Origin of the sequence: Sulfuriferula sp. AH1 (genome assembly GCF_002162035.1) — a bacterium.
Lineage (GTDB): Bacteria > Pseudomonadota > Gammaproteobacteria > Burkholderiales > Sulfuriferulaceae > Sulfuriferula.
Window position 1 is genome coordinate 2,458,954 of sequence record NZ_CP021138.1, and the last position, 23,549, is coordinate 2,482,502.

Annotated in this window: 15 protein-coding genes and 1 pseudogene; 4 read left to right on the plus strand and 12 right to left on the minus strand. The window is 57.6% G+C overall.

Features of this window, described 5'->3' with window-relative positions:
• Nucleotides 1-82 precede the first annotated feature (82 nt).
• The 6 genes from CAP31_RS12455 to CAP31_RS12480 form a co-directional block, all read right to left on the minus strand.
• A complete protein-coding gene (locus tag CAP31_RS12455; RefSeq protein ID WP_157662749.1) occupies nucleotides 83-2,767 on the minus strand; it encodes a DUF11 domain-containing protein in 2,685 nt (894 codons plus the stop codon).
• A 56-nt stretch (nucleotides 2,768-2,823) separates the two neighbouring features.
• Nucleotides 2,824-8,511, minus strand: coding sequence for an SdrD B-like domain-containing protein (locus CAP31_RS12460; protein ID WP_087447831.1), 5,688 nt, complete (start codon nucleotides 8,509-8,511; stop codon nucleotides 2,824-2,826).
• A 71-nt stretch (nucleotides 8,512-8,582) separates the two neighbouring features.
• On the minus strand, nucleotides 8,583-11,213 hold the full coding sequence (locus CAP31_RS12465; protein ID WP_087447832.1) for a hypothetical protein: 2,631 nt from the start codon (nucleotides 11,211-11,213) through the stop codon (nucleotides 8,583-8,585).
• Nucleotides 11,210-11,725, minus strand: a complete 516-nt coding sequence (locus tag CAP31_RS12470; RefSeq protein WP_087447833.1) for a hypothetical protein — start codon at nucleotides 11,723-11,725, stop codon at nucleotides 11,210-11,212. Before CAP31_RS12470 ends, CAP31_RS12465 begins: the two co-directional genes overlap by 4 nt.
• Nucleotides 11,726-11,916: 191 nt before the next feature.
• Nucleotides 11,917-12,147 (minus strand): response regulator transcription factor, encoded by a 231-nt coding sequence (locus CAP31_RS12475; protein WP_087447834.1) that lies wholly within the window; start codon nucleotides 12,145-12,147, stop codon nucleotides 11,917-11,919.
• An 18-nt stretch (nucleotides 12,148-12,165) separates the two neighbouring features.
• Complete coding sequence (locus CAP31_RS12480) at nucleotides 12,166-13,209, minus strand: IS481 family transposase (protein ID WP_087446117.1); 1,044 nt, start codon at nucleotides 13,207-13,209, stop codon at nucleotides 12,166-12,168.
• 300 nt (nucleotides 13,210-13,509) lie between these two features.
• Between CAP31_RS12480 and CAP31_RS12490 the strand changes: the two genes are divergently transcribed.
• From CAP31_RS12490 to CAP31_RS12505, 4 genes are all read left to right on the plus strand, one after another.
• Complete coding sequence (locus CAP31_RS12490; RefSeq protein ID WP_223247434.1) at nucleotides 13,510-14,088, plus strand: HD-GYP domain-containing protein; 579 nt, start codon at nucleotides 13,510-13,512, stop codon at nucleotides 14,086-14,088.
• Entirely contained in the window at nucleotides 14,085-15,368 is a 1,284-nt protein-coding gene (locus CAP31_RS12495; RefSeq protein WP_223247279.1) for a cation:proton antiporter, read from the plus strand. The genes CAP31_RS12490 and CAP31_RS12495 overlap by 4 nt, the downstream gene beginning before the upstream one ends.
• Before the next feature lie 4 nt (nucleotides 15,369-15,372).
• Nucleotides 15,373-17,028: a DUF389 domain-containing protein gene (locus tag CAP31_RS12500; RefSeq protein WP_087447837.1), complete on the plus strand. Its 1,656-nt coding sequence runs from the start codon at nucleotides 15,373-15,375 to the stop codon at nucleotides 17,026-17,028.
• 149 nt (nucleotides 17,029-17,177) lie between these two features.
• Nucleotides 17,178-17,933, plus strand: coding sequence for a metallophosphoesterase (locus CAP31_RS12505; RefSeq protein ID WP_087447838.1), 756 nt, complete (start codon nucleotides 17,178-17,180; stop codon nucleotides 17,931-17,933).
• A 257-nt stretch (nucleotides 17,934-18,190) separates the two neighbouring features.
• On the opposite strand, the gene CAP31_RS12510 is transcribed toward CAP31_RS12505, so the two are convergent.
• From CAP31_RS12510 to CAP31_RS12530, 6 genes and pseudogenes are all read right to left on the minus strand, one after another.
• The gene (locus tag CAP31_RS12510; protein ID WP_087447839.1) at nucleotides 18,191-19,384 is read right to left on the minus strand and encodes an FtsX-like permease family protein; all 1,194 of its coding nucleotides are present in this window, start codon (nucleotides 19,382-19,384) and stop codon (nucleotides 18,191-18,193) included.
• A complete protein-coding gene (locus CAP31_RS12515; RefSeq protein WP_157662750.1) occupies nucleotides 19,366-20,898 on the minus strand; it encodes an efflux transporter outer membrane subunit in 1,533 nt (510 codons plus the stop codon). Before CAP31_RS12515 ends, CAP31_RS12510 begins: the two co-directional genes overlap by 19 nt.
• Complete coding sequence (locus tag CAP31_RS12520; RefSeq protein ID WP_223247280.1) at nucleotides 20,895-21,833, minus strand: efflux RND transporter periplasmic adaptor subunit; 939 nt, start codon at nucleotides 21,831-21,833, stop codon at nucleotides 20,895-20,897. The genes CAP31_RS12515 and CAP31_RS12520 overlap by 4 nt, the downstream gene beginning before the upstream one ends.
• A gap of 11 nt (nucleotides 21,834-21,844) precedes the next feature.
• Complete coding sequence (locus CAP31_RS12525; protein ID WP_087447842.1) at nucleotides 21,845-22,564, minus strand: ABC transporter ATP-binding protein; 720 nt, start codon at nucleotides 22,562-22,564, stop codon at nucleotides 21,845-21,847.
• Nucleotides 22,565-22,701: 137 nt separating this feature from the next.
• A pseudogene (locus CAP31_RS14855) lies at nucleotides 22,702-22,943 on the minus strand (transposase); the annotation flags it as partial.
• Nucleotides 22,944-23,014: 71 nt separating this feature from the next.
• The gene (locus CAP31_RS12530) at nucleotides 23,015-23,455 is read right to left on the minus strand and encodes a DUF4426 domain-containing protein (RefSeq protein ID WP_087447843.1); all 441 of its coding nucleotides are present in this window, start codon (nucleotides 23,453-23,455) and stop codon (nucleotides 23,015-23,017) included.
• Between the last annotated feature and the right edge of the window lie 94 nt (nucleotides 23,456-23,549).

Here is a 23,549-nt window from a genome sequence, read left to right on the forward strand (position 1 = left end):
ATAACACCAGACCGATAAAAGTGGGTGCAAAAAATTTGTGGCTCTGAACAGCCTTGTCCTCACTGACAAATCAATGAATCAGCTATTCCAGCGTGACATCAAACGAGACGGTGCCACTTGCGCCAGGCGCAAGCGGCCCGGTGAATTCCCAGACGATAGTACCCTCTGCACCAACTGCAGGTTGCACAGCCACCGTGCAGGCAGTGAAATCAGGTGGCAGTGTGCCGCAAACAGCGCTGTTGAATGTGGTATATGCCGGTGTGGCATCGCGGATGCGCAACCCCTTGATGGCTTCGCTACCGGTGTTGGCATAGGCAATGGTATAGGTGATGTTTTCACCGGGCCGGGCAGCGGTTTTATCGACGCGCTTGGTGAGCATCAGCCCGGCGTCATTCCCGCCTGCCAGGGTCTGGTCGGTGCGGACAAGCGTCGCATCCAGAGAAGGGCTGGCATTGGTGTAGTTAAAAACGGCACTGAGATCATGGCTGTGCCGGGCACCGTAAGGCGCCGATGCGGGCACGAACACCTTGGCAAGCACGCAAATTTTTCCACTGGCAGTCACCGTCAACGGATTGGCTAGCAGCGCTTCGCCAGATGACAGTACGCCGTTGCAATCAGTGTCGCGGTAGAGCACCACGTTCCAGCCGCCGGTATCGGGCGCGGCGCTGGAGGCCGTATTAAAAGCCACTTCCCCGCCGCTGCCCGCAACAAAGGTATGCGGGTAGAACACCACCGTGCCCGGTAATGCTGAACGGGCACCATCGGTATCGAACCGGTTCACCGACACGTCAGCGAAATCCACGCCCTGGAAGCGGCGTCCGCCGGCAAACGAAAAGATAGTGGTATCCGCAGCGCGGTCATAACTGCCGCCGGTATCGCCTGCACTACCGCCGATGGAAAGATAGGCTACCGGGTTACGCTCCGTCACGTTGAGCGACTCTGCCCCGGCGTTGCCGGAAACCCATAGCACATAACCGCCGTCGCCATCCGTGGCGGTGCTGTCGAGCTGTATGCCGCCTGCATCCGCAAGCGTTATTGCCACCCCGGCAAGCGCTGCTTCAGTGCCATCTTTCACGCCGTTGTTGGGTGCGCCGCCGCCCACACCATCGTCACGGAACACCTTGCCGCTGATGCGGCTGCCAAAAAACAGACCGAAATTCTGCTCAGATATCTCCTCACCTGCCACCGTCAGCGCACGGATCATATCGGGTGCCTCGGTACCGATCCAGCCAGCTGGCGTGGCTGATGCGGTATCTGCCGTATCGGTGTTGTCGTCAATGATGACTTGATAGGACCCGGCTGGCACAGCGGTGAACGTGTAACTGCCCGTTGCTGCATCGACGGCAGCCACTTGCGTTGCCGCTCCGTCAACGGCTGATATCAGCTTGGCGTAGAGCGCAAGTGCAGGGCCGGTTTCCGGGGTTTCGCGCTGTGCATTATGGTTGGTGTCATGGTAAACATAACCCGAAATGGGACAAACCAGCGTAAGGCCGTCCACGGTCACGTCCATTTCGCCCATGCCGACGCCGAAGGCTTGCAGCACAGGAGCGACTACTTGAGTGGTCATGGTGTCGAGTACCGGTGCCATGGCTTCCTGCACAATCGGCGTCAGTGCAGACAAGGTCGCGGCGTCTGCGGCACCCGTGTCGGGGGAGAGACGCAAGCTCATGTTATTGGCAAGGTCGCTTGCCATGTTGGCCGCAAACCCGCTGCCAGTACCGGCGGTAAGGGTTTGCGGATAAGGTCCGGTAAAAAATAGCGTGCTGGGAGTCGTACTGCCATGGGCGTGGCTTTTCGCCTCGATATCGACGGTGGTGGAAGTGCCCGTCACGGTATCGGTTGTGGTCAGACTGCCGATGCGGGCGAAATCCAGGTCGGTATCCGGGTTGATCGTTGCCGCCCGATTGTAGAATACTGCGTCGCTTACCGTACCCAGATAAAGATCGGCAACACCAGGCGTAGCGGTTACCGTGACTGTATTGCGCAGTGCATCCACGCTGTCCACGATGCCGCTGCCGCGCGCCACTTCGGCATAGAATTCCAGACTGCTGAGCGTCACACTGGTCTCGCTCACGCCAGCCTGATTCAGTGCGGAAACGTCGGGGCTTAATGGCGCCAGATCTACCTCGAATTTGAAGCGCATGGCAGCGGAATGAAATGTGGTACCCGCCGGGCCGCAGCGCGCCACGGGCGGTTCGGTGACCTGAACCGATACGCGTACGACCTGCACCGCATCACCGACATCCAGCGCATCACCGGTGAGCGTGACCGGTTCACGCGCCGCCGAGATGCGGTCGTAGTTATAAAGCTGGACGATCCCCGTCACCAGATCCAGGCTGCCGAATTGCACGGCATCCAGCGCCTGCGCGTCCTGTCCCACATCCAGGAAATCCGCTGCCTGCACCGTACCGGCCACATCAGCGAACTGTGTCTTGAGGTTATCCAGACTCGCCGCAAGTGCGGCATTGCCTTCTTCGCGAGCGGCAGTCGCCATGGCGGAGAATATTTGCGACAGTGTGGCGTTGCCCGCCAGCGCATCTTCCCGACCAGCGACACCCATCTCCGCTGCCAGCGCATCCAGAAACATGCCCATGTTCGTGCCGCCTTGCGCCAGTGCATTCCAGTCCGCCACTGTCAGGTTCAGGTTCGAGCCGGTCAGCTGGCTGAATACCGCGTTCATTTCTGCGCTGCGACTGGAATCCACACTGGCCAGGCGTGGCCCGGCGGAAACACAGGCACCGCCCATACAAGCCGCTTGCGCTGTCACAGCACCAGCACCTAGTAAAATCAAAAATATCAAAAATTTTAACGCGCGCTGCATGATTATTCCCCAGGATGATTGTCAAAAATGCCGGCCAGCAGCGCCTCGTCAAACTTGAAGCGCAGCCGCATGTACACACCACGCTCGGTATAGTCGGATGCGGTGAGATCACGGTCAGAAAAACCGCGTACGTTGTAACCCACGGAAGCCCACAGATTTTTCGCCAGCAGATAGCCCACCTCGGCGCCTGCGCTATAACGGCGGCTGCCGAAATCGCCATTCACCAGCACGCCAGCGCCAAGCCCCATGTCCCATTTATCACTCAGTTCATGGGTCAGGCGTCCCGATAAAAGATGTGCAATGGCTCGGCTATCGAGGCCGTTCGATGTTTCGCTGGCCAGTTTCCCGGCATAGCGTCCGGACAGGGTAAGACGCCGGTTAGCCTGATAATTGGCATGCGTTGAAAAGATATGCACGGTGCGCCGGAATCCGTTGGTGCTGTCGTCTTCCTCGAATTTATGTTCATAGCGGGCAAGACCATTGAGGCGGCCATCTTCGACGTCACGCCAGGCAAGCCCCAATTGCAACCGGGAGCGGGTCTGGTCTGCCGCGCCTGCCGATTTGCCATGCACCAGGTTCAGCACATGTTTGCCGAGGAAAGCCCAACCATCGGATAACTTGTAGGCAATGCCCAATGTAGTCAACACAGCATTGGAAGCCTCGCCGGAACGCAGCTCCAAACGCGCTGTACCTTTCATATCCGGGCGCAGGGTATATTCCACTGCGCCTGTCGCCGCGAGCGATTCACCCTTGCCGCTGCCGGAAATGCTGGCCACCCGCTCGAAGCTGGTATCGAGCCGTACACCTTCAGCAATGCCCCAACGATTCCTGAGGCCGATAGCGGCTTCCGTCTCGCGTCCGGAGAATGCGTTGCGCGCCCGATATTCGCTGAAGGTGCGGCCATCCTGCATATAATCTGCGTCGAGGCCGATCACCGTGACGTTCTGCCGCTGATTGTCATTCAAGCCATAAGCGCCGTTGAGGGAATTGACAAACTCGTGCCTGGCATACAGCCGCCCGCGTCCGGCCAGACGGTATTCACCGCCGACCCCAAGCAGGCCGCCACGCCCCTGAATACTCTGTTCCGCCTCACCATAGACCGTCGCTTGAGGATAATCCGGCAACTGCGCCGACAGCTTGACTCGCGCAGTGGTCAGATTCAGCCCACCCACGCTGCCAGGCTGAGCCGGTGTCGTGGTTTCGCGCGCGTGACGCAAACCGGTTTCGAGTCGAACGCCGGGAATCAGCACCCGCTCCACACTGGCACGGATGCCGTCACGGCTGCCACCGGTCGCAACGTCTTCGGTATGGATGGCTTCCGCGCGCAAGCTGGTTTTCTCATCCAGTCGATAGCCCAGTTTCGCGCCTGATTCACCGCGCCCGCGTGAAAGTGATGCGGAAGGGTTGTCGAAACTCGCGTCGGTGCGCCCGCCCCAGATACGCGCCTTGAAATCACCGCCGTCATGAGTCAGCTCGACACGTCGGCCTTGCCCCGTTTCCCCGGCACGATCACTGGTTGCGACTTCGGCAATCAGCCTGGTTTTTTCCGCCAGCTGGAGGGTGGCATTGATACCGGTCAGCGCATAGGGGCTTTGCGGATTGCGGTCATCGGTGCGGGAAATACCGATTTCGGCGGATTCGCTTACACGCGCCTTGACCGCCACCCCGGTGGTCCAGAATGCCTCGCCGCCCTGCTCCGTCTCGTAAGTCACACGCACGAACACCGGATTGAGATTGGCATCGGTGCTCGGCACGGGTTGACGGAACAGGATGCGGCCGCTGAAAGGTTCAATGTCGTAATCGACGAAGCGCACTTGCGGCGTGCTTTGCAGCACCACCGATGGCTGGTTGCCGTCACGGGTAATGAGCTCCACCTGATCGCTGCCGATAACCACATCGCTGGTACCCAATAAATAGGGTCCTGACGTACCGTTACCCGGGAACTCCTGCACTACGCGACGGCTGCGATCATTGCTGGCGAAGCTGTCTACGGTAAAATTTTCCTGTTCCAGGTGATAACGCACCCCGGTCAAACTACGCTTGTAAGCAGCAAGGCTACGCGCCGGCGTCGCACCTGCCGTGGCAAAATCCCCGTAAAGCAGGAAAGACTTGCCCTTATCCACACGCAGGAATAATCGCCCGCTCGAACGTGCATCGAATCCCTTGGCTGAATCGTCCCCGTACACCGGATAATAGCGGTCAGGCTGAATGTCGCGGAACAGTCCCGTGCCGGTTTCCTTGTCGGAGTCGTAGGCCAGGGTCAACAGATAATCGCCTTTTACCTTGCCTTTGAGAAACAGCGCAGTACGTGCGCTGACCTGACGCTCCGCGCTACCTACGGCGAAATGGGCAATCTCCCGCTCGAAACCGTCGCCGGGGCCCGCCGGCTCCACCGCACCGGCACTCAAACGGCGCAGGTTGATGGCGCCTTCCACGACGCCGACTGCCAGCATGTCGCGCAACGCCGGAACAAAAGCGATACGCGCCTCCGTTTGCGTCTTGCCGCTAATGGCATACAACATACCGCTACGCGGTGTATCGGGCGGTACCAGCCGCAACACCGCGACGCCGCCCTCAATGAAAGTCTGCACGCCAGCTTCCGCCGGATTGAGATCAGCCACCAGCCAGCGACCGGCGCTCGCTTGCAGGGTTACCGGCGTACGAGCAGACACCGGCACACCCTGCGCGTCCAGCAGTTTCAGGCGCAATAGCGCCGGGCCGCGTCCGTCAGCAGGAATGCCTGCTGCAGGCATTTCCCATTCCAGCCGCGCCAGCTCGCCCGGCACGGTCAGCTGAATGCCGGCCGCCCCGCGCCGGTTGCCGAAATCGTCTTCCTGCACCAGTTCCAGCGTATTAATACCGGGGACCAACGGTACACCCACATATTCCGTTGCCTGCACGCCGCGCACCTTATCCATCACCCGCGTACCCACGCGCTCGGACGGCACGACGACACCGTTCACCCACAGCGTCAACCGTCCACCTGCTGCGCCCTTTACCCTCACCTTGACTTGGGGTGCCAGCAACACGATGCCGTCTGCCGGGTAAAGAAAGCCAGGCGCAGCATCCAACCCTGCCAGCAGGCCGGTCAAATCCGGCAAGGCTGCGGGTCTGGTCACAACATCTGCCAATTTTTTTATGGCCGTTTTGTCCTGCGGCATCCGCAAACGGATGGCCGTCAACACTTCCGGCGTGCAGCCCGCCACCGCGAAATCGGCGCGATGCAGTTCACCTGTCTTGAGATCGACAAACAGACTACCGGCATCGCCCGCGTTGCGTTGGCTGGTTTCCGCCAGTTTTGCACCGAATGGCAAAGAGGCGCGATCCGCTTTCAGGACATGCGTACGAGGCGTCAATCCATAGAAATTGTAGCGACCAGCGGCATCGGTACTGACGAAATCGCCATTCTCCAGATACAGGCGCACACCGGGAATGCCGGGTTCACCCGCGTCCGGCACACCGTTGCCGTTGCAGTCGGCGAACACCTTGCCGAGAACAAAACCGCGATCGTCGAATACGCCACCTTCCACTCGCACCTTGGCTGCCGCGACGTTGCTGGTTTTTGAAAATGGTGCCGCACTTACCGCCTGTGCCCGGTTTATGCCGTCGCCCTCCCGGGCTCCAGGCCCGATCTTGACGCGATAGCTTAGACGCACTTCGGCGCCATCGTTCAGCGTACCCAATGAAAACGCCAGCGCCGGCCCAACCCCGCCCGATGGATCGGCAATCGCTGACTTGTCGAGACGCGCACTGCCGCGTTCGTAACGGAAACCGCGCGGCAGGCTGTCATTTAGCGTCACACCGAACAGAGCTGAACCGCTGACATTTTTCACCCGCACGGTGTAATCAACGAATTCCGCAATTTCCGCCACCGAGCGGGAAACAGTCTTTTCCACCAGCAACCCATCGCCGGAAATATCGTCAATGGGCACGTCAATGTTCACCGCACCGGTAGCGAGATTGACCGGGAAATTGCCGCCGTAGGAACCGGAAATCTGGATTACCCGTCCCGGCGGCAGCAAGGCGGGCGGCAACTGCGACGGAAAGCCAAAGCCGGTGGGCGGCGTTATATCCAGACGGTAGGTGGATTGTGCCACCAGCGGGAAAGCATAGCGTCCATCCGCAGCCGTCACTACGGTACTGGGTGCGGGCGTCACGCCATCGGCCAGAAATACCCTGGCAGGACCACCGGCGTTGCCGCCGTTTCCATCGCCGGTTACGTCGATCAGGCGCACAGTCGCCCCGGTCACTGGCACGTTGGTACGACTGTCGAACAACACGCCAAAGGGATCGATCAGCACGGTGGACTCCAGCACTTCGTCGTTGCAGCCAGCGACACGTACCAGCAGACTATCGTCGCGCCGCACTTCCAGCACGCCGTTGCCGCTGACCGGCACGTAAGTCGCGGCATCCCGGGTTGGCACGCCGAACGATACACGGAACATGCCGCTGTTGGTTTCCGTTTCTTCCGCCACGAAAGTTTCGCTATCGCCGGTACGCGCAGCAGTGACGATGATGGATACTGTTTCCGAAGTCTGGCTGGTCCGGTTGCAGGATGCCAGATCCGCTTGCAGGTAGAGCGGCGCGCCCAGGGCGACTGCAGCAGACTGGGTGCTGAATCCGGCATCCGCAAAAGCGGCAAGCGCGGCAGGCTGATTCGGCAGCGTCAACACCACGGTATTGGAAGTGGCTGCAGCCGGGCGGCCATCGTAATCAGCTTCGGCAGTATTGCTGATGCGTTCATGGGCATTGTCATTGATCTGCACCGTCATGCGCAATTCTGCGGTCTGGCCTGGTGCAAGCGCAGGCAATCCCCAGGCGACGGCATCGGTAACAGCGTCCTCAGGCGGACGGCTGAAATAGGCATCGCGCGGGTCGCCCTGACGATGGTAAAGCGCCACACCCTGCCCGCTACCGACCACGTCTCGCAGCACGGTATTGACCGGTACCCTGTCGCGCAGCACGACATAACGCTTGGGTATGCCATCCACCGTAATCGGCATGCTGCCGGCCGGCAGATTTCCCTGATTGGTGGCAGTAATCGTAAACATGACTTCCTCCCCGCGCTGGGGCGTGAGATCGGATGCACGCTTGGCAAGTACCAGCACCGCGCCGTTAGCCACCGTAATCCGGTCGGTATTTTTGGCAGATACGCCCTGAGTAGTGCCGGTTGCCTGCAGGTAAACCCCAGTCACGTTGCCCTGCATTGCAGCGGATGACACTGTGCCGGTCAGCACCAGATCGGCAGATTGCCCCAGTTCCAGCAACAGCGTGCCACCCGCCGCCACTTCCGGCTCGCCGGATTCCGCCTGACCGTTGCCATTCAAGTCACGCACCAGCTTCAGGTGCGCTGCATTGAAGGCGTTGTCCGTCAGATTGCCGAATTCGAGACGGTAGTGAGTGGGGGTATTGCCGGTATTGGTCAAGCGGTGTGCCAGTTCGAAGCCCGAACCCGGTGCCCGCACCGTGTCACGGTCTGCTGCCAGCGTAACCCCTTCCACCGCCTGTACCACGATGCGCACGGTGTTGGACGTTGCCCTGGAATAGAGTCCCGTCGCATCATCGCGGTAACTGGCGGTAGCCTGATTTTCGATCAGGCTACCAGCCAGCGGCGCTGCCCATACGCTGCTGGCTGTTATGAACAGCACACAGGCAAGCAGCATATGGAACAGGGCGAATGGAATAGGCATATTGATTTAAAAATGCATAAGGAGAGAGACGAAAATTCCCCGGCGCGAACCCGCCACGCCGAGGGGAATCACTACGGGTTGATACGTACACCAAATGTCACCTCTGCGGCCTGCCCCGGCGTCAGGGTGCCAACAGCCGCCTGAATCGTGCCGCTGTTGCCGTCGCCTGGCGCTGTCACTGCGCCAGCCGTGGTTGCGGCAGGTATGTTTGCGCTATATGTGGTGTTTGCGGGTGTGGCATCGCTCACGGTGACAGCAGTCACATTTGCGATGCCGGCATTGATAGCCATGATGCGGTAGCGCACGCAGGCACCGGGGGGAGCGGCTACATCAACCGTGCCATATGCCGTGTCGGGTACGCCATCGCAGTCCGCATCCAGCGCCTGTGATTTCTCCAGACGCACCTGGCCGGCGATGACGGTCGTGCCATCCGTGGTAACCGCTGGCGGCGGTGCCACGACAGCGTTGATCGTGCCGCTAGACTTAGCCGTCAACGTGGCGGTATCCTGCGCACCCGGTGCGGCGCCGCCCGGTGCGAACACTTTCACGAACAGCGTGGCACTTTCGCCAGGCTGGAGACCGGCTTCCGTGCTGGCGCCGTTGCTGCCACCGGTCAAATCGGCGGCGGATGAGACCACCGGGTCAGTATCATCCAGCACGCCGTTGTTATTTTTGTCCCAGTACAGCGTGGAGCTGAAGCCCGCGCCGTCATCGGCAAGCGTGAAAGCAATGGCATTGCCTGCGCCATCCCCTTCGGTGACGTTGCCGTTGTTGGCCAAGGTATGGCTGTACACCACTGAGCCACCGGGATAAATCTGACCGCTGTTGTTGGGGGTGAGCGTCACGGCGCGCTGGGTGCTGACCTGCACTGCATCGTGCAAACGGTCACCGGCAGCAGACGTAGGTGACAAACTGCGGAAATAAATATCCACTGCACCCGGCGTATAGCCTGCCGGCACCGTCACATCAGCGTAAACCAGTTTGGCATCACCGCCCTTGATCGCACCGGTGTTGGTAATCACTGCACCGTTTGCATCGCGGAACACCACGCTCCAGCCTTCCGGCAGATTCAACGCAGCGAAAGTAGAATCGCTGCTTGCCGCAAGATCAAAGCTGTCAGCCACGCCGCTGTTATTGGCGACATACAGGGTAAAGCGGGAGGTGGTGCCGGGATCGGCGCTATTGGTAATCACCGCAGCCCCTTCCGGTCCGGCCCCGAATCCGGGTGCACCGGTACCGGCAGCGTTATTGCTGAGATCCACACTGTTGCCCACAATGACGGTGAGCTCATCGGTCACCGTGACTGTCTTGCTCGGGTCAGCCTGGGAGGTGGCGGTTTTCTGCACCGTATAGGCTCCGCCAGTGGCACCGGGCGGCAAGCTTGCCTTGAGCACCACGTTATAGTTCGCTCCGGCAGCAAGCGGCCCGGTATCGGGAATGCCGTTGCCATTGGTGTCGAGCATGGGGGTGACACTATCGCTCTGATACAGCGTGAAGGTAGTGCCTGCCGGGAAATTGCTGGTGCCTATACTGATGTCAAAGGTATCGGTGCCATTACCGGTATTAGCCAGCAAGTTGCCGAAACTTGCCGTGCCGCCTTGAGGGATGCTCGCTACGATGTCGCCTTGCATGGTCAGTGCTGCGGACTGGATAACGGTGAACTGCGCCGTATTGGTGCTGGAGGAAGCCACCGTGCCGGAGCCGTCGTTATAGCGGTAACTCGCAGTATTGGCCGTGGCAGCGTTGTTTCCGGGCGGCAAGCCACCGGCGATGTCGACCTGGAAAGTAAGCCGGCCTGTTGTACCCGGATCAACCTGGGCGATGGCTGCAGTCACCGTGTTCGTGGCACTGGCAAAATCGTACACAATGCCGCCCTGATTATCGGTTGTATCGGCATCGGTCAGCACCGTGCTGCCGGTATTGCTCCAGCGGCCGCTGCCCGCCACATAAGCCATACCGCTCGGCAGTGCATCCGTAATAGTGAGCTGAGTGGCAGGCAAATTGCCGGTGTTGGTATAGGTCAGGGTAATGGTGCGCGGGCCGCTGGGTGAGCCGCCTTTGGCCACATCAATCGCCTTGGTCACGCTCACCGCCGCGTTGGCGGTCACCGTCGTGGTATCCGTATTGGATGCCTTGGCCGTGGCATCAAATGCGCTTGCGGCGCTGACCACCAGACTGTTGGTGTTACCCGATGCTGCCGTGCCAGGCACGGTACCCACTGCTACGAAGTTGAAACTGCTGCCAGCCGTCAATGTGCCGGTGGCAGTAATAGGCGTCGCATCGTCGGCCACGCCATCGCCGTTGGCATCCGCATAGAACGTCACGTTCGACAACACAAAACTGCCGGTATTGGTAGCGGCAAGCCCGAAACTGTCCGGCCCGTTACCCGTGTTGGTGAGAGTATGCGGATAACTTGCCTGCCCGCCCGGTGTGGCGCTCCTGGCGCCGTTCGATATCAACGTCAGACTTGCCACCTGTTGCACGATGGTGGTGACGGTATTCGACGTGACCGTGCGCGTGGTCTGGGAATCGTCGGTATAAGTAGCCGACGCCTGGTTACCGATCTGCGTGCCGGCGGCAGGTGCGGCCCAGGCGGCGGTATGCCAGAACAGGGCAGTCAATGCCAGCAGCAAGACCAGAAACAGTTCGCGCTGACCCCAGACTGGCTGAGCGGCAAGGTTTGGTAAACGAGGCTGATTCATTTCACACCTCCCGCACCTTGCTCAGGTTGCGCCATGCGCATCCGTGCCGCCACCGTGGCTTGCGCGCCGGGCTTCAATTCACCCAGATTCCAGCGCAGGTAACGATATTCGGATGCCGGCACCGGACGGATTTCGCGCTTGCCATCGGGCAGTATTACCGTGCGCAGCAAAGGTGCGAGTTCAAACTTGCGCCCGTCCAGACTCGCCCACACGCGCTGCGGATTGGCGCTTGCCGGTATGTAGCTCAAGCTGTTCAATGGCACCGGTAGTACCGCCAGTACATTACGCACCGCCTGTTTACCCTGGTTGCGATAAACCGCGCGATATTCCAGCACGTCACCGGGTCTGGCTTCCCGTGCTTCAGTCAGGGTCTCCTTGCCGTTGCGGTCAAGCACAATACGTTGCGCCGTCAGTGCTACCTGCACATCGCCGCCCGCATCTGCCGCAGTGGCTGTCGACGGTAACGCCGCAACGCACAGGATGGCTGTCAACAACAATTCATGGTTTTTCATTTTTTACTCCTATTCATTACAACGCTACGAAAATGTTTCACTTTTATCATTTAAAATGCGTGACTTTCCCTGTTGCCAGCTCACCACACATCCTTGCGAAAAAATCAGACCGCCACTACATTCCGTTTAACAACAACATGTTTACTATTTTTACAGTAGTTTCATTTTTATCATATTGTCAACAAAAAAAATTATTTTGCCAGCAATCTTTCCACTTTATCAATCAGCTCCAGCGGGCTGAACGGCTTGACCAGATAGGCATCGGCACCTGCACGCTGCCCCTGTTCCAGATCGCTCTTCTGCCCCTTCGCACTCAGCATGAGCACCCGTGTGTTGCAAGTCTCCGGACTGGATTTGATGATCTCGCATACCTGAAATGTAGTAGTCGCGATCTGATCTGACAGTTCCCCGGTTTGACAGATGCAGCTGTCAGTTCAGATTCAGTTGTTCAATGTGGTGATTTTATCGTGCCATGCCTCCTTTCCGTCAATAAGTGTTTGCGTCGGAGTGCGGCCGCAGCACATCTTGCCCTGATGGGTGCGGTCATTGTTGTAATAAACCAGCCATTCATCCAGATCCGTTTGCAGCTCCGCGATTGACCGGTAAATCTTGCGCCGGAACGCGACCTGATAGAACTCCTGCAGGATGGTCTTGTGGAAGCGTTCACAGATGCCGTTGGTCTGCGGATGATTGGCTTTGGTCCTGGTATGCTCGATGTCATTCAAGGCCAGATAGAGCTGATAGTCATGGGATTCCGGTTTGCCGCAATATTCGGTGCCGCGATCCGTCAGGATGCGTATCATCCCCATGTTCTGCTCGGCGAAGAATGGCAGCACCCGGTCATTAAGCAGATCGGCTGCGGTGATCGGCATTTTGGTCGTGTAGAGTTTGGCCGCTGCCCACTTCGAATAGGTGTCAACGAAGGTCTGCTGGTAAATCCGGCCGACGCCTTTGAGGGTGCCCACATAGAACGTATCCTGGCTGCCGAGATAGCCTGGGTGAGCCGTTTCAATCTCGCCATGCGCCACATCGTCGTCCTGTTTCTTTTCCAGGGCGCCTACTTGCGCTTCGGTCAGCACCTCGCCCGTTTCAGCAACATGCCGTTCCAGTGCAGTCAGGCGCTTCTTGAACGATTCGAGATCACGCCGCAGCCAAACAGAGCGTACACCAGAGGGAGAAACAAAGATGCCGCGTTTGCGCAGCTCATTGGATACGCGCACCTGACCAAATGCCGGTTGTTCCAGGGCGAAGGCGGCAACCGCTAATTCTGTGGCCTCTTCAACCCGGTTCTTGTGGTTCGGCTTTCTGCGATTAGCATCGATCAGGGCGTCGACACCACCGTTTTCCATAGCCGACTGATAACGGTAGAAGGTATCGCGGGAAAAGCCCATCACCTTGCAGGCGCGGGACACATTACCGAGTTCAGCAGCCAGATTCAGCAGGCCAACCTTGTGTTTGATAACGTTTTGGTGAAAACTGTTCATGGGGTTACTCCTTGGCGCTTGCGCGCTTTGTTTGATAAAGATTCGCACCTATATCAAACCGGGTAACCTCACCTTTGGCAAGGCCATACTGTCAGATCAAGTCGGAACTACTACAAACCAGAGAATTGAAATTAGTCCGGTCATGAGAGCAGGTCAACTGGAACGTTACGCGCTGGATTTACAGCAGGCAGTCAGAGAACGCACCGCGCACGCAATGCGATCAGAAAAGCCAGACTGGGTACGCTGCTGCGCCTCGCAGCAGCGGCAGAACTGAAAGACGGCGACACCGGCATTCACATCATACGCATGGGATACTATGCGGCGCTGATCGCCAGCGCATACGGCATGAAACCGGATTATTGCGAAAACATGCTGTATGCCGCGCGCATGCACGATATCGGTAAAATCGGTATCCCCGATGCCATCCTGAAGAAACCCGGCCCACTCACGGAAAAAGAATGGGCCGTCATGAAAACCCACCCTGAAATCGGCGCGACGCTGCTCAACGACCATGATGTTCCGCTGTTTCAGCTAGCGGCGCAGATCGCGCTCGCCCACCATGAAAAATTCGATGGCAGCGGCTATCCGTCAGAGCTGGAAGGTAATGCAATCCCCCTGGGCGGACGCATTGTTGCCGCCGCAGATTTTTTCGACGCGCTAACTATGGATCGCTGCTATCGCCCCGCATTGCCGCTGGAAAAAGTGTTTGCCATGCTGCGCGAGGGTGCCGGCAATCATTTCGATCCTGATGTTGTGGAAGCTTTTTTCCGGGTAAAACACCAGATTCTCAATCTGCGCCAGCGTATCAATGCGAGCGAAAAGATCACCACGCTGCCATCCTGGACAGCCGCTGCCGATACTTCCAGCCGGAGACCATGATGCCCTTGCCTATTCACGAAATGTTCTTCATGTTTGCCGCGCTGCTGACAGGCGCTGCGCTGTTTGGCGCCATCGCTGCACGCATGGGTATTCCCTCAGTCATCGGCGAACTCGCCGCCGGCATCATACTCGGCCCCTCTCTGCTCGGCTGGGTAGAACCGATACCCACCCTCAAAGCACTTGCGGCAATCGGAATCACACTGCTGCTGTTTGAAGTCGGCATGGATACCGACCTGCGGCGCATGGCCCGGGCGGGCAGCAAACCCATCGTGGTCGCATCAGCGGGATTTCTTCTGCCCTTTATCCTGGGTTACGCCTGCGCCGCGTGGCTGTTCGGCTTGCCAACCACCACCAGCCTGTTCATCGGCGGCACGCTGACAGCCACCAGCATCGGCATTACTGTCCGCGTGCTGGCCGATCTCGGCCGCAAGGATTCCCCCGAGGCACAAATCGTCATCGCCGCGGCAGTACTGGACGATCTGTTCGGTGTCATCGCGCTGGCTTTTCTCTATCAGATTGCCGTTACCGGCAATGCCACGGCTTCCTCCCTGGCCGGGGTTGGCATCTACATCATCCTGTTCATGGTGCTCGCCCCGATTGCAGCAAAGCTGATCGCATGGGCAATCGAAGCACTCGATCGCCGCTCGGCGTCGCCCGGCATGCTGCTGATGCTGGTGGTGGGCCTGATCCTGACATTCAGTGCACTGGCACATGCTGTCGGTGCGCCCGAAATCATGGGTGGATTTGCCGCCGGACTGGCTCTGGGTCACGCTTTCCGGGTGCGCTTGCCGCGCCAGGTACCAGCGCTATTGCGCCTGCCGCTCAACCGTGCACTGGCGGAAAATCCCGAGCTGTCACGCCGTGTGGAAAAACAAATGCGGCCGCTGATTCATTTGTTCGCGCCTATATTTTTCGTGCTGGTGGGCGTCACCATGGATCTGCGCCAAATACCGTGGGAATCAACTTCCATGTGGGCGCTATTCGGCACGCTGCTGGCTGTCGCCATACTCGGCAAATGGCTGGCGGGTTTCGTCGTGGCGGAACCGCGTCTGCGGCAGCACGCTATTGGTATTTCACTCATTCCGCGCGGTGAAGTGGGGCTGATATTCGCCCAGCTGGGTGCCTCCTACGGCCTGCTGAACGGTGCCACTTATGCGGCGCTGCTACTGGTGATCATCCTCACTACGTTCCTGCCGCCATTTGCACTCAAGGCTTTCTATACCCGCTGGGGCGCCCAGCCTGCCCTGGCACAACAATCCAAATTACACTCAGGAGAATAACACCATGACCACCATCCCGGCTTCCGGCAAACTTAAACAAATCTGGCGCAAGCACCTTGCCGACATCGACCACGCAGCCGTACAGGGCCGGGTAGAAAAGGACGGCCGGCTCAGCTATCCGTTCATCTTCCTGATCGTTGTTTCCTGTGCCATTGCAACGCTTGGCCTGCTGCTCAACTCCACCGCCGTCATCATCGGGGCCATGCTGGTCGCGCCGATGATGGGCCCCATCGTGCTGCTCGGTTTTTCCATCGCGCATACCGACACCGCCATGGCGGCGCGCAGCGGCCTCGCCCTGTTGGCCGGCATCGCAGGTGCGCTGCTGATATCCATCGCTATCGTCAAAATCGCCCCCTTCATTCCGGCGCAGGCAGAAATCCTCTCTCGTACCAACCCCAATCTGTTTGACCTGCTGGTCGCCATCTTCTCCGGCCTCGCCGCCGGCTATGCTGTCATTCGCGGACAAGGCGGGGTTGCCGCCGGCGTGGCTATCGCCACTGCCCTCATGCCACCGCTTGCCGTCGTAGGATACGGCATTGCCACACTGAACCTCGCTATCTTCACCGGCGCGTCGCTGCTGTTTCTCACCAATCTGCTTGCAATCGCCTTCACGGTGGCCTTCATGGCACTGTGGTACGGGCTGGGCAAATTCAATGCCCCCAGGGAATTGCTGTGGAAAACCGTTGCTGCGGGAGTCGTGCTCGCGCTGCTATCCGTGCCGCTCGCCAGCACGTTGAATGACAGTGTGCACGAAACCTGGCGTTCCAAGCAAATTGAAGACGTGCTGCGCCAAAGCGCCAGTAAAAACAGTAGCACGCTGGAGAAACTGCAGGTGCATCAGGAGCTTGACACCACCATGGTACATGCCGTTCTGCTGACCAAACATTACGAACCGCAACTGGAAACCAGACTTCAGCACGCGCTGGAACAGCGGCTGACGCACCCGGTCAAACTGCGCCTCGACCAAATCGAGACCGCCGGGGAACAGCAAAATAAAATCACGGCACTTTTCCAGGCATCCACACAACCGGCAATACCGCATCCACTCGAACTGCTGCGCCTGTCGTTCCCTTTTCCCCTCGCCACGGCTGAAATCAACACGGACGAAAAGACCGCACATTTCCAAATCTCGCCTGACTACCACGGCGCATTACCGGCACTGCAAGAAATGGAAACCACCCTCATGCAAAAATTCCCGGGCTGGCAGATCGAAGTCATTCCGCCTGCAGTAGCCCTGCCTGCCATTTCATTTGCTGCGGGAGCATCGCTTATCTCGGCAGAAAACATCACCCTGCTGGAAACGTCTGCATGGGCGTTATTGCGATGGCATACACAGCAGGTCAATGTCACTGGCTTCGCCTCCCTGCATGAAAAAAGATCGCGCACTAAACAACTAGCCTCTGCAAGAGCTGAAGCAGTAAGCGAATTCCTGCGCGCCAAAGGTATTGACGCAATCAGCATGCAAACCTATCCGGTTCTTAAGCAATCCGGACTGGAACGGGAGAAAGGAAAAGCCCTTTTCCGGCAAGCGAAAATCAACCCTGTGCCGTTTTTACCTCATGATGCGCCTACTGAAGCAGATAAAGTCCAAGCCATTGAGCTAATTAGTCTGGAATTACCCATGAACAGGATGCGAGAAACATTGAAGGCGGAAAATTGATTACGAGAGATATTTGACGAATTTGGTACTTGCTCGCAGAATCCTTATGGACATCTGCTGCGCTTAAGCGCCTTTGCAAACAGCCTGCGCCATCACCATGCCCTTAATGATGAAAAGGTGAACCAGCTTAACTAGCACTGCGATCAACCATGAAATTAGCACTCTATTCCGATTTGCACCTGGAGTTCCTATTCCCTGGATGGGAACCGCCAGCACTTGATGTCGATGTGATCATACTTGCTGGCGATATCGACAAGCATGTGCGCGGGATCGAGTGGGCTGCTGCCACGTTTCCTGACAAGCCCGTTATTTATGTGGTTGGAAACCACGAATTTTACGATGCGGATATCGGGATAATCAGCGATATGCGGAAAACCGCAGCCCGGTTGGGTATTCATTTCCTCGAAAACGATGCCATTAAAATTGAGGGTGTACGTTTCCTTGGCACAACGCTCTGGTCAGACTTCGCCTTATACGGCAACAGCGGCGACGCCATGCGGGTTGCGCAGCGATACATCAATGACTATTCAGAAATTCGAAAACAAGGTGGGCTCATCGAGCCCGAGGATACCGCCGCCTTATACCACACAGCCGCAGCTTGGCTGGATGATGAACTGTCCAAACCATTCCATGGCAAAACGGTTGTCGTGACCCATTTCGCCCCTCACCGGGGCTGCGTAGCAGCGGAATTCGTGGGCGGTGCGCTGACCCCTTATTTTACGGCGGACATGGCACCATTGATGGCAAAGCACAAGATAGCCCTTTGGGCTTTCGGGCACACCCATGGCAATGTTGATTTTGAGTCTGAGCATGGCTGCCGAATCATCAGCAATCAGCGTGGCTATCCCAATGAATTCAGCAAGAGTGGCAATGGTTTCCGGGAAAATCTAGTCATTGATGTTTAAAAACCCACAATGAGAACTCACCAAAAGTTTGATGAGCGCAGCCAAGCAATACGTTAACTGCCTCGTCATTAATATAGAGCAGAAATAAACCAGTAGCGCTGATCAATATAAATTATTATTCAGTCGCCTAGAGCGATGTAAAATTTATTACGGTTAGTAGTGTAAATAGAGTAAAACAAAGCAATCCAGTTGCATTTATCGATAGAAATCGCACCTGATGTTAATTCCATCGATCTGGTTTAACCGGGATGCCGGAATTAGCGTCCTGCAAAGACCAATACAGGCTGCAGCTTCAATACCGGGCGGGCGCTGAGCACAGCTGCCGCAACACTTACCAATAGAACCATTGCAGCTCCCGCCAGTGGCGTGAACCACATAATCCGGAATGGATAGCCAGCCATCTCCGCGAGTCGCCCGACAATTCCACATAACCCAAGTCCCAACCCGGTTCCCACCAGAGCGGATAGTCCTGCTTGCGCAAAGATCATGGACAGCAGCATTTTGCGGGTCGCCCCCATGGCACTCAGTATCGCGTATTGCGGCAGATTCTCGGTCGTGAACATATAGAGCATCACGCCCGTCACGCCGAAACCCACTGACATGGCCAGGATGAGCATTGACGCAATGTCACCCACATCTTCGGAATTGATCAAAAACCAGTGCACGGTATCCGCCTTGAAATCAGCCGACGTGCGTGCCCGCAAACCTGTTCTTGCCTCGATGTGTGCAGCGAGGTCGCTTGGGGAGACTCCTTGCGCGGCAGTGACCAGCACAAACGTGATTTGCCGCCGCTCGGGCAAAAGGATGGCGAGAGCGCGATTAAGCGGGGTGTACAGCAGTGGCCGTGGCGGAAATCGGGGTAACGCTTCTGCCCGGCCCGCGATGCGCACCAAATGGTCATTGACGAGCAGTTCATCGCCTTGCTCCAGCTCACGCATCGGGACATCGAGGTGAGGCCTGCTGTGCGGCCACTGATCAGCGCTGAGCAGTGGCGTATCGAGTTTGCCGCTTGATCCCCCCGATGCGACAGCCACCGCATTCGGTGCGCGCAGTACGTTGTAACCTAAACCACCCCGCAGTGGAGGAGCACCGGCAAAGGTGGCATCGTCGAAGCCGATGACCTGAAACGACTGAAACCGACCATCCGGGAAACGCGCTTCCGCCGTACCGAGCACCAATGGCACGGCGGAGCGCACACCCTCCACGCTGCGAACCCGGTCAAGCGCCCACCAGGGCATGTTGGTTGTTTGCTCGACCGAATTCACCATCGGATCCATGACCCACACATCCGCAAACTGGTTTTCGGTGATCAGGGCGAAACCGCGTGTCATGAAACCGGAGAAATAGGACGATGCAAACGTGACGAGGAACGACGTGAATGCGATGCCAAAAACCAGCCCAGCGTACTTGGCGCGATCACCCAGGAGCATTCTTACCGCGATGTAGAGCATTTCGGTTCCTCTTTTGAACCAGCGGCAAGGCAGTTCAACCCATGGCCAGACGAGGAGTAAGCCGATGGCAATATTGCCACGCGCCACCCACCGCCAAGGGATTTGTAGAGTGCCACCAAATCAATCGCGAGTGCAGTATCGCTCCGAGTCAGCGCGTTCCGGGCCTGAGAAAGAATGTGCTCCATATCGAGAACATCGCGGAAGTCGGCCAAGCCGCCTATGTAGCGGGATCGGGCGAGATCGACGGCTCGCTGGTTTTCCATAACTGCATCGGCAAGGATTGCCCGCCGATTTTGTTCCTGTGTGTAGGTAACTATCGCATTCTCGACCTCTTCAAGTCCATTGAGTATCGCCTGACGGTAGGCAATAAATGCCTGTTGTTGTTGGGCATCGCGCACCTTGATCGTAGCAACAATCTGCCCGCCACGCAGTATCGGCCAGGTTATTGTCGGGCCGATCTTCCATAGCAGGCTGGCGCTGTTGAAGAAGTCCCCGGCTGAAACACTCGCCAGCCCGGCGGCTCCGTTCATGGAAAATCTGGGGTACATATCCGCTGTTGCAACACCCAAACGAGCTGTCGCCGCTGCCAGCCGGTATTCGGCACGCCGAATGTCCGGGCGTTGACGCAGCAAGTCCGACGGCAATCCCGGCGATAAATCAGGTCTGGCGACAGGGATCGGCCGGATTTCCGATAATTCAGCAATAAGCGTACCTGGCGATTTCCCCAGTAACACGCTCAGACGGTGTACCGCATTCTTGCGGACTGTTTCCAGCGCGGGAATTTGCGCTGCAAGGTGTTTGACTTGTGCAGCGGCGCGTGCGACATCAACACCGGTTGCCAATCCACCCGCATAACGTGCCTGCACGAGATTCAACATATCTTGCTGAGCGGCCAGGTCGGCACGCGCCACCAATATCTGCTGCTGAAACCCGCGAAATGCAATGTAGTTTCGTGCTACTTCGGCGAAAAGCGTAAGCGCGACGGCGCCACGATCATAGGTGGAAGAGTCGACTTCAGCTTGCGCTGCCTCGACAGATCGATGCCGGGCACCAAACAGGTCGAGTTCCCAACTCGCATCAAAACCGGCCTGGAAAAGATTTTCCGATTGCCCGGTTGGGGACTCGATTTGTCCATCCGAGTTGACCAGCACCGGAGCAGGTGCGTTGATGCTTTCTCGTTCACGCGCGTAGGAAGCCGTCGCGTTGACGGATGGCTGAAGCGATGCCGAGGCAACGCTTAGCCGCGCCCGCGTTTCACGCAGACGCGCCTGTGCAAGCCGTATATCCAGGCTGGATTGGCCCGCGCGCCGGATGAGGGAATCCAGTTCCCGATCATGAAAAACTGTCCACCAGGCCACTGCCGCTTGCGGTACCGAGGCGCTGCTTTCCGGCGCCTCGGTCCACCGTGCTGGAACATCAGGCGCCGACAGGCTGTTAACCGGGGGAGAGACCGCACAGCCTGCCAGGACGATACAGAGCAGACCCGATGCAATACGCCGGGGAAATACGGTCACGATGCATGCTCCGTTTGACGTACTGCACGCGCATCCGGATGTGGCGCTTGCGCCGGCTCAGCAGGCGATGTCTCAATATAAACATCCATCTGCTGGCCGATATAGACTGGCAATGCAGCGGGGGGAAAACTGTAGATGACCTGCAGAACACGCGTGTCGACTCGCTCTGCACCATTCCCGGTCAGCGAGGTCTTCGGGACGACATACGGCTCAATGCGTTCAAATTTCAACGGCACCTGCCGCTCCGGAGCACCTCGCACGAATGCGACAGCAGGAGAGCCTGGTTTAACCCGCAAGGCGTCGAACTCGTCAATATCGACACGCAGATAGAGCTGATCATCATTACCGAGCAACATAAGCGGTCTGGCAGGAACACCGCTTTGTGCGAACTCACCCGGCCGTATGTTGATTTGCAGTATCTTGCCGGGTATCAGTGCACGGATCGCGCGCCGATCGATCTCCAGCTTGATCTGCTCAATCCGGGCTTGCGCAAGTGCCAAGGCTGTCTCGGCGATCGCAACCGCAGAGTGGCGGTTATTCATGTCCTCCTTACTGATTGCCCGACTGTCAGGCACGTTTTCGGCAAGTTTGAGTTGATCCCGGGCTTGTATAAGCCTGGCCCCGGCCTCCTTCGCACTGGCGATTGCCGGGAGGCGCTGGGCTTGCAGGTCTCGGTCGTCGATCTTGAACAGCAGGTCACCAGCCCTCACACGATCACCCCATTTGACATAGATGGCCGTGACTATCCCCGAAACTCCCGTGCCGACCGCAACATTTCCGCTACTGGCTTCAACAATCCCGGCACCGGCTACATAGGTAGCAAAAGGCGCCTTCGGCCATTGAATGGCCGGGGATGGAGATTGCTTAGGCTGATTGTCTATGATGATCGCGACGATAATGATGAGTACACCGATCATGGCGAGAAGTGGCAGCATGTACCTTCGAATCATGAGGAAGCCTCCATGTGCGCTGTCTCGGTCACGTCGGTAATCATCCCGTCATCCATATGCGCAATACGGTCGGCGAACTCAAAAATACGGGAATCGTGGGTGACGACCAACACAGCCCGTTCCGGGGTTCTGGCTACGCGCCGCAGAATATCCATAACCTGATGCCCTGCCGCATGATCGAGATTACTCGTCGGCTCGTCGCAAATGATCACTTTCGGTTCGTGGACGAGTGCGCGGGCGATCGCCACTCGTTGTTTTTGACCGCCGCTAAGTTGCGCCGCCAATGCCTCCGCGCGTTCTCCGAGTCCAACACCCTCAAGGGTGGCGCCCGCCCGCGAAACCGCCGCTTTGCGCGTCATGCCATTGATAATGAGCGGCATCGCAACATTTTCGGCCGCAGTGAGTGTGGGCAGCAGGTTAAAACTCTGGAATACAAAGCCGACCGAGGTACCACGAAAATTCGCTCGCTCATCGGGCCCCATCTGTTGGAAATCGTGTCCGAGCAGGATACATTGCCCCGCGTCCTGATCCAGGATGCCTGCAATAATCGAGATCAGGGTCGTCTTTCCGCAGCCGGAGGGACCGGCAAGCATGAGCAACTCCCCGAAGCGGACATCCAGATCAACGCCCCTTAACGCCTGAACCTGTGCATCGTTCGTTCCGTAGGTTTTGATTAATCCCCGGCAGTGGATCGCGTTACCATGATTCAAATCCATACTAAATTCCCGCCAAACAAATATTATGACAGAATCAAATAAAGAGGCCGTTCTGGAAACCGGGAAAAATAAGGCAAACTAAGCCACATTCATTGCAGTGACAATGATGACCATCGGAATGTGTACACTGAGTTTCTTTATTGCTGCGACACCCGGTCTTCGAACTGGATATTAAACCGGTTTAACGCCGCTTTCCAATCGCGGATGTTGAGCAGTACCAAACAGAACAATTTCAGCAATGCCTCATCGCTGGAGAATGCCCCCGATTCTTGGTGAGCTTACGCAAACACATGTTCGCCGACTCAATGGCATTGGTGGTGCAGATTACTTTCCCGATCTCGGGTGGGTGGTCGAAGAACAGGATGAAGCGCGCCCAGTTACAGTGCCGGCGAATCCGCGTGCTGGTAAACTTGCCGGAGGCAACCTATTGCCTGCACAACTTATCCCGGCTTATTTGAAAAACTCCTGGGAAAATTCGACCGTGCTTTCCAGTTTTTCTCCTGCCGGTTTGACTGTTACCCTGAATTTCAGCGTATCCGGTGGTGTTATACGGAATTCCCCGATGTAATACAGCGCCGTGCCTTCTGCAATTTCGCGCATTTTGACCCGACTCAGCTGTTGAGACATGTTGACAACACTAACATCCAGCGTGGCTTTCACCGGCTGGCCTATACCACCCAGCGAACTGGATTTGAGAATTGAAATAGTCACCAGGCCGCGGGCCTTTCTACGGTCCATATTGTATGCCTTGGCAACTTTCGCTGCCAACTCGTCGGTGGGCATGGCGTTGTAATGTATTTCATAGGCGCCGAATTTCTGCGACTGCTCGGCCATAACGGGTGCAGCAGGCAATAAGCCGAGCAGCAGGCTGGCAATGAGTAAGCGCTTCATGATTATCCTCCGGGTAGTTGTTGTTGTAACTACCACTATAGTCAAAACCGGCAGTTATGCCAGTTTTTCAAAACGCCAGGCAACAAGGATCATC

Coding starts and splice junctions, on each gene's coding strand:
- CAP31_RS12525 (WP_087447842.1), bottom strand. CDS start 22,564: ATGGATTTGAATCATGGTAACGCGATCCACTGCCGGGGATTAATCAAA.
- CAP31_RS12480 (WP_087446117.1), bottom strand. CDS start 13,209: ATGAACAGTTTTCACCAAAACGTTATCAAACACAAGGTTGGCCTGCTG.
- CAP31_RS12510 (WP_087447839.1), bottom strand. CDS start 19,384: ATGCTCTACATCGCGGTAAGAATGCTCCTGGGTGATCGCGCCAAGTAC.
- CAP31_RS12505 (WP_087447838.1), top strand. CDS start 17,178: ATGAAATTAGCACTCTATTCCGATTTGCACCTGGAGTTCCTATTCCCT.
- CAP31_RS12495 (WP_223247279.1), top strand. CDS start 14,085: ATGATGCCCTTGCCTATTCACGAAATGTTCTTCATGTTTGCCGCGCTG.
- CAP31_RS12460 (WP_087447831.1), bottom strand. CDS start 8,511: ATGCCTATTCCATTCGCCCTGTTCCATATGCTGCTTGCCTGTGTGCTG.
- CAP31_RS12500 (WP_087447837.1), top strand. CDS start 15,373: ATGACCACCATCCCGGCTTCCGGCAAACTTAAACAAATCTGGCGCAAG.
- CAP31_RS12465 (WP_087447832.1), bottom strand. CDS start 11,213: ATGAATCAGCCTCGTTTACCAAACCTTGCCGCTCAGCCAGTCTGGGGT.
- CAP31_RS12470 (WP_087447833.1), bottom strand. CDS start 11,725: ATGAAAAACCATGAATTGTTGTTGACAGCCATCCTGTGCGTTGCGGCG.
- CAP31_RS12530 (WP_087447843.1), bottom strand. CDS start 23,455: ATGAAGCGCTTACTCATTGCCAGCCTGCTGCTCGGCTTATTGCCTGCT.
- CAP31_RS12520 (WP_223247280.1), bottom strand. CDS start 21,833: ATGCTGCCACTTCTCGCCATGATCGGTGTACTCATCATTATCGTCGCG.